Genomic DNA, 17,171 nt, shown 5'->3' with positions numbered 1-17,171 from the left:
CGTCAAAAGCGGGGCTGGTGTGTGGGTAAAAACTGTATAAGAAAGGACTAAAAATGGCTCTTATGAACCGTCTTAATGCAAGATCTGTCGCAACATTGGGGGCTGGCAAATATAATGATGGTGCCGGCTTGTTACTTCATAAGCGTAAAGATGGAGGTGCTCAATGGCTTTATCGTTATACCCTTCACGGGCGCCGCCGCGAAATGGGCTTGGGTGCCTTGAGAGATGTTTCTTTAAAACAAGCTCGCGAATGTGCAAATCAATGGCGTGCTGTTTTACGTGAGGGTCGTGACCCCATTAAAGAACGCAATAAACAAAAGCGTGAGGCAATGCGTAATCTCCATTATTTAAAAGACATTGCACTAGATGCTTTTGAAAGTCGTAAAGCTGAATTAAAGAATGATGGTAAGGCTAGTGATTGGTTTTTACCATTACGCCTTCATATTCTCCCTAAGTTAGGTTGTGTTCCCGTTTCTGAGATTACGCAAATAGAGATACGCAATACCCTCGCTCCTATTTGGCATACAAAAGCTGGAGCTGCTCATGCTGCACTGAAACGTCTCAATATGTGTCTTAAACATGCGGCTGCTCTAGGATTGAATGTTGACTTACAGGCAATAGAAAAAACAAAAGCTCTCTTAGGAAAACAACGTCATAAGGTCACTAATAGACCAGCTATGGATTGGAAAGATGTTCCGGCTTTTTATAAAACACTTTGTGAAGCATCAACCATAACAAAACTGGCTTTGCGTCTGCTTATCCTTACAGGGGTTCGTACCAATTCCTTGCGTCATATTCGTGAAGATCAAGTTGAGGGGGATATATGGACTATCCCTGCTGAGAATATGAAAGGAAGGCGTGATGCTACAACAGAATTTCGTGTGCCCTTATCAACAGAAGCATTAGATATTTTAAAACAAGCGCGTCCGCTTTCTCGCAATGATTTCTTCTTTTCTGCAACCGGTCGCGGTCCTCTCGGTGAGAATAATATGTCACAATACATGCAACAAACTGGAGTAAAAGCATGTCCCCATGGATTTCGTTCTAGTTTACGCGATTGGCTCGCTGAAACAACCGATGCCCCCTATGAGGTCGCTGAAACTATCCTAGCTCATACAGTGGGCGGTAAAGTAGAGCGTGCCTATCGTCGTACGGACTATTTAGAACAGCGTCGTGTCTACATGGATAAATGGGCGGCTTATGTCACCGGTCAATCTTAAGATATGGGGTGAATAACCCCATGATCTGTGGATAACTTTAGCTCTCTTCTCTCTCATTCTCTCTCAATAAGACTCATAATTTATTACATCAATAAAACTATGATAAAATATTGTTTTCTATAAATAAAATACCTTCAAAAATGAACCAAAATGTGCTTAATAAATAGGCATGATTTGGTTCTATTTTTTATTATGAAAGGATTTTAGAATGACAGAAAATGATATTCTTTTAACAGACCGTGAAAGTGCAAAATTACTTCATATGAGTGTCTCAACTTTCCGCCGTCATGTTACCAATGGCTCTCTCCCAAAACCTTTAAAATTTGGTTTTTTATCCCGTTGGTTACAATCGGATCTCTTAAATGTAATCGAGCAAGCAAAACAGCAACGTTATAACGACGTGGCATAAAAAAAACCTTGTCACGTAAGGACGGACAAGGCTTTCTCAAACTAATCACCCTCACAATAGCAAAATCCGTCCTGTGACGCAACGTTATAGGATTTAAAATGATGTGTTCTTTTAAGAATGCGTGGGGCATCACACGTGCTTTGCGTGGGGTTTGGCATGGGTGTTATGGAAGCCAACCAATCAAAAAGACTTTAGCTGATTTTACCTTTGCTACGCGTGCTTATAGCCAAGCCTTTGAGGTCCTTATGAGGCAAACCCCGCATAATGCATATTTAACGATCTCCTCTATTTTCTAAGGTAAATAACATGATACAAGATAACAAAAATATTTTAGAGAATAATACTCCTTTAAATGATAATGATAACGGCTCTTTAAACGAAAATACTTGTTTAGAAGCCATTCTTTATAAACAAGCATTGCAACAAAATGGTTGGGGGGGAATTGCAATCGATTAATACGGCTCTCTTACCCGTCAAGCCTTTTAGCTTATTACAGTTGCCAACGCCATTAATGAACTATGTTTATGACGTTGCGGATAGCCAACAAGCCCCTATGGATTTTATTGCTATCTCTGCTCTCTGTTCCTTGGCTGCTGTTATTGGCAATGGCGTGCGGGTTGCCCCAAAACAACATGCCAATTGGAAAATTGTTCCTAATCTCTGGGGTGTCATTGTGGGGGAACCTTCGACCATGAAAACAGGTACCATGGACGCTGCTTTAGAACCTCTTTATGCCTTTCAAGATGAATGGCATCAAGAGTGGGTAAAGAAGAAAAAACAGCAAGAAACAAAAGAGATTCTTAGTGAATTAGATAAACGAGAAAAGAAAAAACAAGCCTATAAAGCACTCAAAGATCAAGACGAAGAACAAGCCCTTGCTCTTCTTTCACAAGCTCTTGAACACAAAGAAAGTGAGGAAGATGACAGTTCTCTAAAACGACGTCTTATCGTCAATGATGTGACCGTTGAAAAGCTTGGAGAACTCTTAAAAGAAAACCCCCGTGGTCTCTTGTTGGTTCGTGATGAACTGGCTGGTTTTTTATCTAATCTGGCAAGAAAGGAATATCAATCAGACCGTTCTTTTTATCTAACAGCTTTTAATGGTAATAAGTCATACACCTATGACCGTATAGGGCGGGGAACCATTTTTATTCCCAATGCAACTGTCTCTATTATAGGGGGTATTCAACCTGCACGTATTATTCCCATTATTCAAGACATGCACCGTGGAATAAACGATGATGGTCTTATGCAACGGTTTCAAATGCTGATCTTTCCCGATGAACGACAAGAGCAGTTATGGATTGATAGACCTCCCAATCAAAAGGCATGGGAAAGTTATCAAGGGGTTTTTCGTTCTCTTTATGATAAACCATTAGGATCACCAAAATATCCGATAACTATACGCTTTTCTGCCGAAGCCCAAGAAATGTTTCGTGAATGCTGGGAAGATTTCCAGAAAAGAATAAAGAATGGTCATTTCTCATCAAGTTTAAAAGCACATCTTTTGAAAATGAATCAAACCATACCAACCCTTGCGTTGATTTTTGAACTGGCTGATGGTGGGCGTTTTGAAATCAATAGAGATGCCCTTGAAAGAGCCTTGTATTGGGAAAAATATTTATTAAGTCATGTCAAAAGGCTTTATGCGGCGGCGGATAGCTTAGCAACAGAGAGTGCAAAATTAATTGTCGAACGTTGTGATTGTTTACCCGATGTTTTTACAACAAGGGATATTTATAAACGTGATTGGAAATGTTTCAAAGATAATGGAGCCGTTAAGCAAGCTTTAGAGCTTTTATGCCGTTGTAACTATATACGTGAAATCTCTGGAGACAAGAGCTCACAAGGCGGTCGCCCTACCATACGCTATGAATGGAATCCCTTAGTGACAAGCCATAAAACATCACACTGAGGCAATTTGGAAATCTTATAGAACATTAACAATATAACAGTGAACTCTTCAAAGCACTCCCCATTATGAGTTTTGGGGGGGCTTTTTATAGGTATTATTTTATTTTTTTAATTAGAAATAAAAGTTATTATATTTCAATATGTTAATGTTTTAAAGAAACAACCTATATTAAATACAATCCGTAAATACAATCTATAATATATATAAAAAGGGGTTTTGTAGGGGTTTTGGGGGTTTTAAGAACCGACAAAACCTATCTATAAAACTTATCAAAGTACTCATTCTGATATTTTAAAGCACGTAGTGCATTTGTCTTGATTAATCCGTGAAACGAATAGCAAATTTTACTATTCTGCTGATCTTATTCCATGTCATGGGCTGTGGATAAGTAGCCTTTTAAAAACCCTTTTTGAAAAAAATTATCCGTTTTTCTGCATTTTTCTGCATTTTTTCTCAATTCGTTCAAAATGGATTTAATAAGCTTCATTTTGATTCTTTTGAAAAGAATTAACCCTCTCATACCAAAACGGAGCTCTGTTATAATATGCTGCAATCTCTTAAGTCTGATCATGAACATGTCACGCTACGCTCTCTGTTGGAATATTATCGCGGACAAGCAAAATCACCCCGTGAATTGGGAACGCTGTTTGAAAACCTTGTAAAGGTTTATTTAGCTGAAGACCCTCTTCAATGCCAAGAATACGAAAAGGTTCAAACTTATTTGGAATGGGCTAAGGAACATGATGAAGATGGGCGTGATATTGGTATTGATCTGGTGGCTACAATCCGTGATGAAGGTGGCTATGCTGCCATTCAATGTAAATGCTATGATGCTTCTCACATCATTAAAAAAGAAGATATTGATAGCTTTATCGCTGCCTCAGGCAAAAAGATTTTTACGCGTCGTATTCTCGTTGATAGCACCGAAAGCAATTGGAGTGATAATGCTAACAACACTTGTGATGGTCAAGAAGTTCGTATTCAACAGATTAATCTGTTTGATTTAGAAAACAGTCAAATCGATTGGGGCGCTTATAAAGAACGAGGACAAGCCGTCCTTAAAGAGCAACCGAAAAAAAAGCTTTTAGATCATCAGATAGAAGCGCTTGAAAGAGTTTGTGAAGGTTTACAAGAAGCAGACCGTGGCAAGCTGATTATGGCATGTGGAACGGGCAAGACTTTTACGAGCCTTAAGATAGCAGAAGCCATAGCAGGAAAAGGCAAGCGTGTGTTGTTTTTAGTGCCCTCCCTTGCTTTGATGTCACAAACAATCCGTGAATGGACCCTTGATACAGAAATCCCCTTGCGTTCCTTTGCGGTGTGTTCGGATACACAAGTAGGCAAGCGTCGTAAAGGCAAACATGATGATGAATCTGGTCTTGATGCATCAGATCTTGTCTTGCCGGCGACCACGGATTCACAAGAGCTTGCGCGTAAAGCCAATAAGACCTCTCTTGATGTGATGACGGTGGTCTTTTCAACTTATCATTCCATTCAAGTGATTTCGGATGCACAAAAGGAATATGATTTACCCGAATTTGATTTAATCATTTGCGATGAAGCGCATAGAACAACTGGGGTTGTGTTAGGAACAGACAAGCATGAATCTGAATTTATCAAGGTTCATGATAACAGCATCATTCGGGGTAAAAAACGTCTGTATATGACTGCAACGCCTAAGATCTTTGCTGATAGTGCTAAAAAACAAGCCCATGAAATGAATGGCATTTTAGCGTCTATGGATGATGAAGCCCTCTATGGAAAAAATCTTTACACCTATACATTCTCAAAAGCCGTTAAGAATGAACTCTTAGTTCCTTATAAGATTATTATCTTAGGCGTTAATGAAGAGGAAGTGAGTGAATCCATTCAACATCTGATGACCGATGAGAATTATGAACTTACTCTTGATGATAAAACCAAAATCATAGGCTGTTATCAAGCTCTTAGCAAAATAGATCTAAAAGTTGATCTGAGTGATGACCCTAACCCTATGCGTCGGGCTTTGGCTTTTTGTAAAGATATCAAGACTTCTGAACGTATCCGTGACACATTCAATTCTCAAGAAATACAGAAAGAATTATATAATCTTCATAAGCTCTATAAAGAGACGCCGCCTCTTCAGTGTACCTTTGCTCATATTGATGGAACGCAAAGTGCCAAGAAGCGCAATGAAGCCCTTGATTGGTTAAAGGAAGATGCGGGGGAAAATACTTGTCGTGTGCTGACCAATGTAAGATGTCTTTCTGAGGGTGTTGATGTTCCTGCTCTTGATGCGATCATGTTTTTACACCCGCGCAAAAGCCAAGTGGATGTGATACAGGCGGTGGGGCGTATCATGCGCCGTGCCAAAGGCAAGAAAAGAGGCTATATCATTTTACCCGTTGGGGTGCCGGCTGGGATTTCTGCTGAAGAGGCTTTAAAATACAACAAGAGATACAGTGTTGTCTGGCAAGTGATCAATGCTTTGCTTGCTCATGATGAGAATTTCGAAATCACCCTTAACCAGATGATTTTAGGGCAAGACGTTAGTGATGTTTTGGAGATTAGCGCCTTAAAGAGCATGACAGCGGTTGAGGATAAAATCTATGTTTATGAGAAACCAGAAAGCACGGGGCTTGAGATTGGAAAAGCAGCCTATGAACCACAAAAATACATTCATAGTGTTACAGGAAGATTACCCTTTTATAAAGAGTTTCCCAATGCCCTTAAAACCCTTTTGGCTAAGAAATTTACCCTTGCCGATTACTGGGGCATTTGGGCTGGCAATGTTGCTGAGATTGCACAAAACCATATCACCCATCTTCAAAACCTGCTTGCTGATGAAAACAGTGAAGCCTTTCACGCCTTTGATGCCTTCCATAAAGAATTAAAGAACAATTTAAACAGTGAAATAAAGCAAGAGGAAGCCATTGAGATGTTAGCGCAACATCTTGTGACGCGTCCCGTGTTTGAAGCTTTGTTTGAGGGCAATGAATTTGTACAAAACAATGCCATTTCGCAAGCCATGGAAAAGATTTTAGCTGAGTTGGATAAAACCAATATCAAGCAAGTATCAAAAGAGTTACAAGAGTTTTATGACAGTGTGAAATTCCGTGCCTCTGGGATTACCTCCCCCCAAGCAAGACAAAACCTTATTATCAAGCTTTATGAAGATTTTTTTACCAAGGCATTTAAGAAAACCACCGATAGGCTTGGGATTGTTTATACCCCCGTTGAGGTTGTTGATTTTATCATTCATTCTATTGATGATGTGTTGCGTAAAGAGTTTGGCAAAAGCTTGGGGTCACGGGGTGTCTCCATTCTCGACCCTTTCACTGGAACGGGTACCTTTATCACAAGGCTTTTACAATCAGATCTCATCAAACCAGAGGATATGGAATATAAATTCCGTCATGATATCCATGCCAATGAGATTGTTCTCTTAGCTTATTACATAGCAGCCATTAACATTGAAGCAACCTATCATGGATTGATGAAAGGTGATTACATTCCTTTCAAGCATATTGGTTTGGCTGATACGTTTCAGACGCTTAAAGAAAAAAATTTGATAGACGGTATGCTCAAGGAAAACAGTGAATATTTAGAACTTCAAAAGAAACTAAATATCGAAGTTATCTTTGGTAACCCTCCTTATTCTATAGGACAAAAGAGTGAAAACGATAATGCGAAAAATACTCCTTATCCGATTTTAGATAAACGGATCAGTGAAACTTATGCGGCTCAATCGAAAGCAAGTCTTATACGAGGTCTGTATGACAGCTATATACGTGCCATTCGCTGGGCAAGTGACCGTATAAAAGACCGTGGTGTTATTGGTTTTGTTACAAATGCCGGTTTTATTACTGGACATTCTATGGATAGTTTACGCAAATGCCTCGTTGAGGAATTTTCAAGCCTTTATATTTTCCATTTACGGGGAAATGCACGAATTTCTGGAGAACCGCGTAAAAAAGAAGGTGATGGAATTTTTGGTGAAGGCTCTCGTGCCCCTATTGCTATCTCTATTCTCGTAAAAAATCCAGAATCTCAACAACATGGGAAAATATATTTCCGTGATATTGGAGATTCTCTCACGAGAAAAGAAAAGCTTACGATAATAGAATCCCTTGGTAGTATTGATGGCATTACACGGAGTAAACAAGGTTGGAAAATAATTACACCGGATAAGCATGGGGATTGGCTTAGTCAACGTGATGATAGTTTCAAATCATTTTTAGCTATAGGTGATAAAGATGATAAAAAAGGTCATGGTAAAAAATTTTTTGAAAATTTTTCTTGTGGAATTATCACTAGCCGTGATGCATGGGCATATAATGCAAGCCGTGAAGCTTTAGCAAAGAATATGAATAACATGATTGCATTCTACAATAGTGAAGTGGAACGTTTTAATGATACTTATGTACATGCTGATCATAAAGCACGTACAAGGGCTGTAAATGATTTTATCAATACGAATGCCAAAAAAATCAGTTGGAGTCATAATGTTAAACAAGAATTGGTAAGAGAAACAATCTTTGAACTTGAAGAAAAATGCTTCACACAAAGCCTTTACCGTCCTTTTACACGACAGTGGTTTTATTATAATCGCGTTTTCAATGAAAGAGTTTATCAAATGCCGCGGATATTTCCTATAGGGCAAACGGTTGAAAATAGAGTGATACAAATTACAGGTATAGGAGCAAATAAAGATTTTTCTGTTATTATGATTAAGACAGTATCTGATTTTCATGTGATAGAAAATGGACAATGTTTTCCACGCTATATTTATGAAGACACTACGGTTTCAAAAAGTAAAAATGAAAAACAATCCCATTTATTTACAAACTCTATAGAGGAAAACCAAACAACTGGTTTACAGAAGCGTGATGCTATTACTGATGAAGGTCTAGACCATTTTAAAGCTGCTTATCCTAATGACACCATAACAAAAGATGATCTATTCTATTATGTTTACGGTCTTTTGCATTCGGAAGATTATCGCTCTCGTTATGCTGATAATTTATGCAAAGAATTACCTCGCATTCCTTGTGTAAAGAGTGCTGATGATTTTTGGAAATTTGTAACAGCAGGACGTGAATTGGGTCATTTGCATGTGAATTACGAAAGCATAGAACCTTATCCAGTGACCTTTAAAAAAGGTAATCCAAAACTAACAAAGATTTCTAATCCCGAAAAATTCTATTATGTAACTGAAATGAAATTCGCAAAAGCAGCTAAAGAGAAAGGAAAATCCGAAAAGGATAAATCAACTGTCATTTATAACAGCAATATCATTATGACAGATATCCCTCTTGAAGCTTATGAGTATATAGTCAATGGCAAGCCTGCTCTTGAATGGGTTATGGGGCGTCAATGTGTAAAGACTGATAAAAAGAGTGGTATTGTGAATGATGCTAATCGCTATGCTGTTGAAACCGTTGGCAACCCTGCCTACCCTCTAGAGTTATTTCAAAGGGTTATTACCGTAAGTTTAGAGACAATGAAAATCGTTAAGAACTTACCAAATTTGGTATTAAGAGAAATTGAATAGCTTAAAAACATGCTCACATAATGGGTATGATAAACGCATAAGGGGTATAGAGCTTATAACCATAATCTATACCTCTTTTGTTAAGTTGATTAGATACAATCCTAATATGCGTTATTCTAAAAAGAAACCCACTCTTAAAGTGAATACACTTCTTTTGAATTGCCTTTAAGAGGTCATACCGTAATCTAAAATGATAGCTTTATTGTTTTCAAAAGCTTTGTTTAAAGAGAGTTATGTATATTCATTTTGCTTATAGGTTTTGAAGGTGTAAAAACCGTCAAAACCCCCTCAAAACGTATATTATTGGTTGAATTTATAGGTTGTGTTATCAATATAGGTTGTTTTTTTAAGGTCTATAAAATATTAACCTATTGAAATATAATGTTTTTACTTTTTATCGTTTTTTTACATAATAGCAGCAACCCTCAAAACTCAAAACCCCTTCAAAACTCATAACCATAATGATCTTGATAGCATCTCTTATGAGTTATAAGCTATCTTTTGAAAGGTTTTAAAGGGTCACATGCTTTCATAAAAGCACGTTGTAATCAATTCTCTAAATCATAAGGTTATCATTCAAAAGAACTGACAAAATTCATAAAAAGGATTTTGATAACGTAATCAGTTTTTACTTTCATACGCTTTTCATAAGACACGCTTTAATCACTCACTTTTGTCGGTTCAATTTACTGACAGATAACTGACAGGTTTTAATCAATTCATATCATTGGTTATCTTTAAAGATTGTATTTTTGATATGGGTTGTGTTTTAAAGACATTAACCTATTGATATATAATGTTTTTAGTTTTTACGCATTTAAAAAGAATAATAGAGGGTCTAAAAAGAACTGACAAAACTGACAACACTGTCAAAAGCCTATTAAAAGGGATTTTTCTAATCTCTATAATTATCAATCTCTCTTTAGATATTTTCATAACAGTCTATAAATCGTAATTATCCTATTTATCGTTTCTCTTATGAAAATGAAAAATGATGCGATGGCTATAAAACAGATAACAGTTATAAAGAAGGTTTTATAATCATAATGCAAATGAAAACATTGGTTATAAAGACCATCTCTATAAAAGCAGTTAAGTTGCAAATATGTTATAAACAAAATTCACAAAAAAATTAAAATTCATTTAGTGAAAAAAACTGATAGGTTATAAAGTTAAAAAAACGCATTATGAGAGCCTTTCTAAATATTATAAATGTATAGATTCAAAAAATAACGCCATTGTTTCAGAAAGCCTATAATATAGCTTTAAAAGCATATAAATATAAAAGAAGCAATTCATAAGCATAAGATATTATCAATACACAATGCATTTAAAAAAATACAAAAAATATCAAAAAAGATAAAATATTATTTGACAATAAATACGTATTTTGTTATATAAATAATCAAGTGATGAAAACACTAAACATGTAGCGAAGAGGTTGCGATAAACCTAATCCTGTTATAAAAATTGACTATTTTTTATGCTCTAGTTAGCATATATAGTGATTTTGTCGGGTGTGGTTATGCTATACAATACTCTTATGAGGAAGGCATAACAACGGACTACATGCCGTGTTTTCAACGCCCGGCGCCTTTATAGGCTGTCAATTGAAAACACTAAATCATGTAGGATTTAAATATGACAAATATATCAAAAAACTCCCCCATTATATCTTCAAATGCAACCGCGCCTGTTAATCAACAAGAGCCTGCAAAAAAATACGAATTTACAGGTGAAACAATAGAGGTTGGCTTTAAAACACTTCATAGAATTAGAGCTTTAAGAGATTTTGGAGACGTCAAAAAAGGTGAGTTAGGCGGGTTTATACAAGGTGAAAGTAATTTATCCCATGATGGCAATTGTTGGGTTGGCGGTAAAGCTAAGGTTTATAGCAATGCAAGGGTTTACGATAATGCCGTTGTAAGTGGTTATGCCCATGTGAACAATATTGCTTGTATTTATGAAAATGCAAGGGTTTATGGCAAGGCGGTTGTGGCTGGCCATATTTATGGCAATGCTCATGTGTATGGCTTTGCACGTATTTATCCGGATGCTCATATTTTTGGTAATGCTCATGTTCATTATTACGCTTGTGTTTTTAATGATACAAAAATTTATGATAATGCGAAAATTTCCGGATATGCTTGTATTTTTCCAAATGTAAAGATTTTTCGCAATGCGGTTATCAAAGGTGACACTTGGGTTCGCAATAATATTGAAGTCTGTAGTAAAGAAATTGTCTATAATGACCAGTCTATAAAAGACGCTGCGTAAATAATGCGCGGGCGCGGCGGGGGCGCCCCTCTTTAAAACATTTCATTTAAAATTTAATCTTCTTATAAAGGAATAGTGTTATGCAAAAGAAGTTTGCACTCACAAATGAGACACGTGTATTTAATAATCAAACTCTTTATCGCATTCGTGCTTTAAGAGATTTTGATGATGTTAAAGCTGGTCAATTGGGTGGCTTTATTGAAAGTGAAAACAATCTCTCTCATGATGGCAACTGCTGGGTCTATAATGATGCTCTTGTTTTAAATCCTGCCCATATTTATGAAAATGCCAAGGTTTTTAATAACGCTATTATAATGGGCTTTGTTTATGGCAATGCTCATGTCTGTGATCACGCCCGCGTTTATGCAAATGCTCATGTTTATGACAATGCGCATCTTTCTTATAATGCTTGGGTTTATCATCAGGCGCGGGTTTATGGCAATGCAAAATTATCAGGAAGCGCTCGTATTCATAGGAATGCTGTGGTTTATGATCATGCTGTTATCAGTGGCGCTGCAAAAATTTATGGCAAGGTTTATGGGAATGCTAGCGTGGGCTGTCATACTGATGTTTATGGCTCTGTTTATGGCAATGCAAAAATCTCTAGTTATATCGTGATTAGAGGTAATGTTTATGGCAATGCAAGGATAAAAAGACATAGCGGTTTATGTTCGGTTCCCATAAATTGTGAGGTTTATGAAGGCAATAACGTTGTAAAGATTATTGAAAATAACGCTGCGTAAATAATGGCGCGGGCGCGGCGGGGGCGCCCCTCTTTAAAAATCTCATTCTAAAATTTAATCTTCTTTATAAAGGAATTGTGCCATGCAAAAAAAGTTTGCACTCACAAATGAAACGCGTGTATTTGGTAATCATACCCTTTATCGTATCCAAGCATTAAAAGACTTTGCTGATGTTAAAGCTGGTGCCTTGGGGGGCTTTATCGAAAAGGAAGATAACCTCTCTCATGATGGCAATTGCTGGGTCTATGATGATGCTCTTGTGTTTAAAAATGGTCACGTTTATGAAAACGCAAGGGTTTTTGGCAAGGCTGTCGCTTGTGGTCATATCTATGGTCATGCCTGCGTTTATGAGAATGCTATCGCTGCTGGCTATATTTATGATAATGCGCATGTTTATGGCAATGCCGTTGTTTCTGATAATTCCCGTGTCTATGGCAATGCTCATGTCTATGGCAAGGCTATTATTTATGATAATGCTTATGTTTATGACAATGCTAGGGTTTATGAAAACGCTCGTATAGCAAATGACGTGCATATTTATGAAAATGCTCATATCCATGGCATTGCTGTTATTCGTGAAAATGTCGGCGGCTCTACTAAAATAAAAACCTATACTGAACGTCTCTCTCCTTATGGTGAGTTAGAAATTGTATGGGTCTAACCTAATGTAACGTAAATAAAATGCGGGCGCGGCGGGGGCGCCTGCTTTCAAAATAAATTTTCCATTTCAAATTTTATCAACTGTTTATCACATTAGATTGTGAGGGTACTCCTATGTGCAAAAAATACGAATTAACCAGTGAAATCAAAAAAATCAAACATGCTCTTACGCGAAATATCACAAGCCTTTATCGCATTCGGGCTTTAAGAGATTTTGATGATATAAAAGCGGGTGCTTTAGGCGGTTTTATCGAAAAGGAAGTCAACCTATCCCATGATGGCAATTGCTGGGTCTATGATGAGGCTTGTGTCTATGGTCATGCCCGTGTTTATGATGATGCAAAAATACGGCATTATTCTCAAGTCTGTGGTCTCGTCTATGGCAATGCTGAGGTCTATAGCAAGGCTTTTATCTCTCAATATGCAAAGATTTATGATCAGGCTTGTGTTTATGGGAGTGCTCATGTGTATGGCAATGTTTATGGCAATGCTCATGTGAGTGGTGCTGCCCGCGTTCTTGCTGATGCTCATATTTATGACCATGCCCATGTTTCTTATGATGCTACGGTTTTTAGTTATGCACGCGTCTATGGTCATGCTAGGGTTTGTGGCTCTGCTTGTATTTATAGCCATGCGAAAATTTATAATTATGCTGTGATTAATGGTCGTGCAAAGATTTATGGCAAGGTCTATGGCAATGCGCGCGTGGGGGGCTCTTGTGAGGTTTATGGCTCTGTCTATGGCAATGCAAAAATCTTACATTGTGCAACGATCTGGGGGCGTGCTTATGGCAATGCAACAATCAATACAAAAAGCAAAGCAAAGTTAGTTCCCAAAAATTGTGAGGTTTATCAAAGCGATAATGTCGTTAAGATTATTGATAAAACAGAATAAAAATAGGTATGGGAGCGCCTTCTTGATAGCTATAAACGTATCATAAAAGAGAGAATTCATAAAAGAAAGCCGTGCCAAATGATATGACGCGGCTTTCAAAGAATGATTCTTATGATAAAAATAACCACCTACAATGGAGTAATGAATGCATATATAAAAAATGTATCATATTTCAAGTGCTCTATTAAAAATATGAAAACTTATCAAAAGGAACGTAAATTATGCATATGATCTTTAATCACTCTTTTGAATGAGAATGTCTTTATCTTAAAGAGATGCATTTAAAACAAAGCCCATAATCAAGATGCTTCTTTAAAACATTTTAAAACACTAAGCTCAAAATTGAGTTGAGTGAATTTCAAATAACGCATTTTCTAAAATCAAAACATATTAAAACGTTTGGTAGCTTTATCAATTCAATCAAAAGAAAATGCCTATTAGACTAATATCTTTTTTAAAAACGTTCTTTTTACATTTACGAGCGTTAATTTTTCAAAACAAGCTCTCATAAGACAATAAACAACTGCTTTTATCAAATGGAAGGTTTTAAAAATTATTATAAACATCCGTTTCAAACGTTTAAACATTCATTTAGAAAGGCTTTCATAATAAGCGTATTTTAAACAAAGCTTCTTTGCAAATTAATTGCTCTATTTGGCTAGCAAAATTAAGTAAATCCTATGCCTTATGATGTTACAACGGTTTTGAATTTTACTTGCTTATCTTTGTCTAAAATAGATGCCCTCAAATTTGAGGAGACCTCATTTGGTTTCGTATTTTTAAACTATAACTTTTAAAATGTTTTTTGCTCACTTGCTTGCACTATATTCATTAAAAGGCTTTTGATTTCATAAGATATAACGTTTTGAATTTCATTATCTGTTTATTTCCTACCGCGGTAAAAAAATACCGTGGTTATAAAATCAATCTTGTCTTTAAATCCTTTGTGCAATCTTTATGAATTAATCCTATAAGCTTATGAATGCTTCAAACAGTTAATTTCTTTAATGCCATTTTAAAGGTTTTTCCCAATTTGGGGAAAAATTATATGATCTCTATTTTCTATAAATGCGTATCTTTTGATACAATTTACCTTATAACAGTTTCAAACGATTACCCTCTTATAGAATGATCTAATATTGCTATAACACTCTTTAGATTTTGCGCTCGCCAATTTTGGCGAACGTTAATTTGTTATTTTATGCGATTAACAATCCAATCTTTAAAATAAGAAGTAATCTTTAAAACGTATGTTATCGATAATTCCAAACGATTAAATTTTAAACAATGCGATTTGTGCTGTGATAAAAACGTATCATAAAATTTATAAACTGTTATGAGTGATAACTGCTTTTCATTTCATTTGAACGTTTACATGCGTTATAATATTTACATCATGATTTGCTTTTTATGGTCTATTCATACATGGCAATCTTATATAAAAAATGGTCAAATGAATCATGCATAAAAGTGTGGATTCTTAAGTGGATTCATATAAAATAATTGCAAATAACATATTGACTTTATTGTGTTTTTATTTACAATGTGTATTCTTATTGGGTACACCTTTAACCCGCCCCATTCCTGCCTTAGGGGGTTTATATTTTTTCTTTGTTTGAGAAATCTGTTCTGTATTTTGTGATGTCATAAAATACACCCTCCAGATAATAAAAAACCCCGCAAATGCGGGGATTTTCGACTGTACCACACCCTCATTTAGATACAGTACGACCAGTGCCGTATTTGTCATTAAATACGATTTGAAACACTTTGTCAACATAAAAATAACACATATTGATAATTTCAAAGGGAATCTGTTAGACAGCGTTAATTATGATAGTTTAAAGGATTAAATAATGAAGCTATTATCCATAATGCTCGTAGTAATATTTATAGCTTTATTTTCGATATCAGTATTATCAAGCTATACTAGCATAGATAGTTTAGAACAATACGATAGACTTTACGAAGAATATGTGCATAAAAATTATAAAAACTTAGAATACCACAAGAAATTAGCAAAAGCAAAAGAATCGATAAAATTTTTAAAAACGCAGATGGAAGAGACTGTAGACATACCCCATGATAATAGCCCATTTTGGAAGTATTTAATAACATTACCAAACAATCCTCCAGAATTTAATATTTTCAAACATTATCACATATTGCTTGTTTTTTGTGGGCGCTTTGCCGATTTATGGCAAGGTGATAAAAGTATGCCGACACTTACATTTAATGACTTAACAATAAGACTGGAAGCTTTTAAAGCTAACGGAATGGAATATAGAAAACATTGGGCTTATATAGAACATATTTTCTTCAAAGCAAAATTTGACACCAACTTTAATGATCCAATGTTTGCATACGCAGAAAAATTTTTAGACTCTCCAAATGGCATTAGTAGAAAAGAACAAACCATTCGTACAGAGCAAATGATCGTAGAAAATGAACTCACTCGTTTTCAAAACACAGCAATGATGTGCGCTATTGCGAGAAACGTATACCTTGAAATGATGCCCAAAGAACATGTAAGACCACCTGTGAGATATAGCACTTTTGAAAAATGGAAGCGATATTTAACAAATTTTTAAATTAACAATCAAAACGCTTCTGAAGCACATTAAGAGCAACTCGCAATGAGTTCACAAGATGTGGTAGCATTTGATCTTCTATCACGAGGTACTGTAGCGCAGCATGAAGATTATACTGTCTATAGAGGCATTGGGTTTCTTTTAATGCCTCTTGTACGGCTTGATAGCGATTTGTTGCTTTTTGAACCCATTGTTCAAAACTATCTGGATCTGAATTTGTAGACACATCATCATAAATCGCATTAGGCAATCCTTTTGCACAAAGGTAGTTGTTTCTTATCTGTAAATACTGTTGCGCGGCGTCATATTGCTCTTGTGTAAGCACACCTTGCAAGCAAAGCCGCCCTATATAAGAACCAGAAAGTGGATTTTTTGCCTCGTATAGCGTTAAGCCGAAGCGCTTTGCACGTATTTCTATTGCCAATTGATCAGCAGCTTCACGAGGTGTTTTGCAACGTGATATACGCCCATTGGCTTCTCTTAGCTGCCCTGTTATTTTAGGGCGTCCCCTCTTGTTTTTTTTCACAACACCGCCTTTCGTTTAAAAAGGAACATCATCATTCATAACGGTATGGGGTGTATCAAGAGGTCTGTAAATGCTTCTGTCATAAGGGGATGATTGCTCTTGATTATCATCATTTTTACCATCTAAGAGCTTTAAGTCGCCTTTGTACTTAGGCAAAATGACTTCTGTTACGAACCGGTCAATACCGTTTTTATCTTGCCATTTACGCGTTTGAAGTTGTCCTTCAATATAAACTTTGCTGCCTTTGACAAGATATTGATTTATAATGATAATTTAGCATTATTCATATGGAATTAAAGACCAGAATAACGTAGGATTCTCTCATTTCAAATCTGTTTATCTTGAATCAATCAAAACCACTCATTTGCACATAACAAGTGGGATGAGTGTGTGGATCAAATTT

At 36.2% G+C, this 17,171-nt stretch carries 12 protein-coding genes and 1 pseudogene; 11 read left to right on the top strand and 2 right to left on the bottom strand.

The genetic code is table 11. The annotated features are described in order from the left end of the window. Nucleotides 1–53: 53 nt before the first annotated feature. From BTR_RS04885 to BTR_RS04830, 11 genes are all read left to right on the top strand, one after another. Nucleotides 54–1,220, top strand: a complete 1,167-nt coding sequence (locus BTR_RS04885; protein ID WP_012231636.1) for a tyrosine-type recombinase/integrase — start codon at nucleotides 54–56, stop codon at nucleotides 1,218–1,220. 208 nt (nucleotides 1,221–1,428) lie between these two features. Beyond that, on the top strand, nucleotides 1,429–1,629 hold the full coding sequence (locus BTR_RS04880) for a helix-turn-helix transcriptional regulator (protein WP_007347430.1): 201 nt from the start codon (nucleotides 1,429–1,431) through the stop codon (nucleotides 1,627–1,629). Nucleotides 1,630–1,727: 98 nt separating this feature from the next. After that, nucleotides 1,728–1,925 (top strand): hypothetical protein, encoded by a 198-nt coding sequence (locus BTR_RS13410; RefSeq protein ID WP_038473516.1) that lies wholly within the window; start codon nucleotides 1,728–1,730, stop codon nucleotides 1,923–1,925. 10 nt (nucleotides 1,926–1,935) lie between these two features. Further along, the gene (locus BTR_RS13770) at nucleotides 1,936–2,085 is read left to right on the top strand and encodes a hypothetical protein (protein ID WP_169309787.1); all 150 of its coding nucleotides are present in this window, start codon (nucleotides 1,936–1,938) and stop codon (nucleotides 2,083–2,085) included. Next, nucleotides 2,057–3,544 (top strand): YfjI family protein, encoded by a 1,488-nt coding sequence (locus BTR_RS04870; RefSeq protein WP_012231635.1) that lies wholly within the window; start codon nucleotides 2,057–2,059, stop codon nucleotides 3,542–3,544. The genes BTR_RS13770 and BTR_RS04870 overlap by 29 nt, the downstream gene beginning before the upstream one ends. 544 nt (nucleotides 3,545–4,088) lie before the next feature. After that, nucleotides 4,089–9,077 carry a DEAD/DEAH box helicase gene (locus BTR_RS04860; RefSeq protein ID WP_012231634.1) on the top strand — a complete coding sequence of 1,663 codons (4,989 nt, stop codon included), beginning with the start codon at nucleotides 4,089–4,091 and terminating at the stop codon, nucleotides 9,075–9,077. Between the two features lie 1,641 nt (nucleotides 9,078–10,718). Continuing rightward, nucleotides 10,719–11,354, top strand: coding sequence for an LbetaH domain-containing protein (locus BTR_RS04855; protein ID WP_012231633.1), 636 nt, complete (start codon nucleotides 10,719–10,721; stop codon nucleotides 11,352–11,354). Nucleotides 11,355–11,434: 80 nt separating this feature from the next. Then, the gene (locus BTR_RS04850; protein ID WP_012231632.1) at nucleotides 11,435–12,097 is read left to right on the top strand and encodes a hypothetical protein; all 663 of its coding nucleotides are present in this window, start codon (nucleotides 11,435–11,437) and stop codon (nucleotides 12,095–12,097) included. A gap of 82 nt (nucleotides 12,098–12,179) precedes the next feature. Then, complete coding sequence (locus tag BTR_RS04845; RefSeq protein ID WP_012231631.1) at nucleotides 12,180–12,758, top strand: hypothetical protein; 579 nt, start codon at nucleotides 12,180–12,182, stop codon at nucleotides 12,756–12,758. Between the two features lie 113 nt (nucleotides 12,759–12,871). After that, nucleotides 12,872–13,651, top strand: a complete 780-nt coding sequence (locus BTR_RS04840) for a hypothetical protein (protein WP_012231630.1) — start codon at nucleotides 12,872–12,874, stop codon at nucleotides 13,649–13,651. Between the two features lie 1,856 nt (nucleotides 13,652–15,507). Next, nucleotides 15,508–16,242 (top strand): hypothetical protein, encoded by a 735-nt coding sequence (locus BTR_RS04830; protein WP_012231629.1) that lies wholly within the window; start codon nucleotides 15,508–15,510, stop codon nucleotides 16,240–16,242. A gap of 1 nt (nucleotide 16,243) precedes the next feature. Here the strand turns inward: BTR_RS04830 and BTR_RS04825 are convergent, their stop codons facing one another. Further along, a complete protein-coding gene (locus tag BTR_RS04825; protein WP_012231628.1) occupies nucleotides 16,244–16,768 on the bottom strand; it encodes a hypothetical protein in 525 nt (174 codons plus the stop codon). 15 nt (nucleotides 16,769–16,783) lie between these two features. Then, nucleotides 16,784–17,026, bottom strand: a pseudogene (locus tag BTR_RS12250) (single-stranded DNA-binding protein); the annotation flags it as partial. Between the last annotated feature and the right edge of the window lie 145 nt (nucleotides 17,027–17,171).

The organism is Bartonella tribocorum CIP 105476 (genome assembly GCF_000196435.1).
In the GTDB taxonomy this organism is placed as follows: domain Bacteria; phylum Pseudomonadota; class Alphaproteobacteria; order Rhizobiales; family Rhizobiaceae; genus Bartonella; species Bartonella tribocorum.
This window is presented reverse-complemented; position numbering and strand designations above follow the sequence as displayed.

Excerpts from the sequence above, each read along its gene's own strand:
- BTR_RS13410 (WP_038473516.1), top strand. The coding sequence starts at position 1,728 with ATGATGTGTTCTTTTAAGAATGCGTGGGGCATCACACGTGCTTTGCGT.
- BTR_RS04855 (WP_012231633.1), top strand. The coding sequence starts at position 10,719 with ATGACAAATATATCAAAAAACTCCCCCATTATATCTTCAAATGCAACC.
- BTR_RS04840 (WP_012231630.1), top strand. The coding sequence starts at position 12,872 with ATGTGCAAAAAATACGAATTAACCAGTGAAATCAAAAAAATCAAACAT.
- BTR_RS04850 (WP_012231632.1), top strand. The coding sequence starts at position 11,435 with ATGCAAAAGAAGTTTGCACTCACAAATGAGACACGTGTATTTAATAAT.
- BTR_RS04870 (WP_012231635.1), top strand. The coding sequence starts at position 2,057 with ATGGTTGGGGGGGAATTGCAATCGATTAATACGGCTCTCTTACCCGTC.
- BTR_RS13770 (WP_169309787.1), top strand. The coding sequence starts at position 1,936 with ATGATACAAGATAACAAAAATATTTTAGAGAATAATACTCCTTTAAAT.
- BTR_RS04880 (WP_007347430.1), top strand. The coding sequence starts at position 1,429 with ATGACAGAAAATGATATTCTTTTAACAGACCGTGAAAGTGCAAAATTA.
- BTR_RS04885 (WP_012231636.1), top strand. The coding sequence starts at position 54 with ATGGCTCTTATGAACCGTCTTAATGCAAGATCTGTCGCAACATTGGGG.
- BTR_RS04830 (WP_012231629.1), top strand. The coding sequence starts at position 15,508 with ATGAAGCTATTATCCATAATGCTCGTAGTAATATTTATAGCTTTATTT.
- BTR_RS04845 (WP_012231631.1), top strand. The coding sequence starts at position 12,180 with ATGCAAAAAAAGTTTGCACTCACAAATGAAACGCGTGTATTTGGTAAT.
- BTR_RS04860 (WP_012231634.1), top strand. The coding sequence starts at position 4,089 with ATGCTGCAATCTCTTAAGTCTGATCATGAACATGTCACGCTACGCTCT.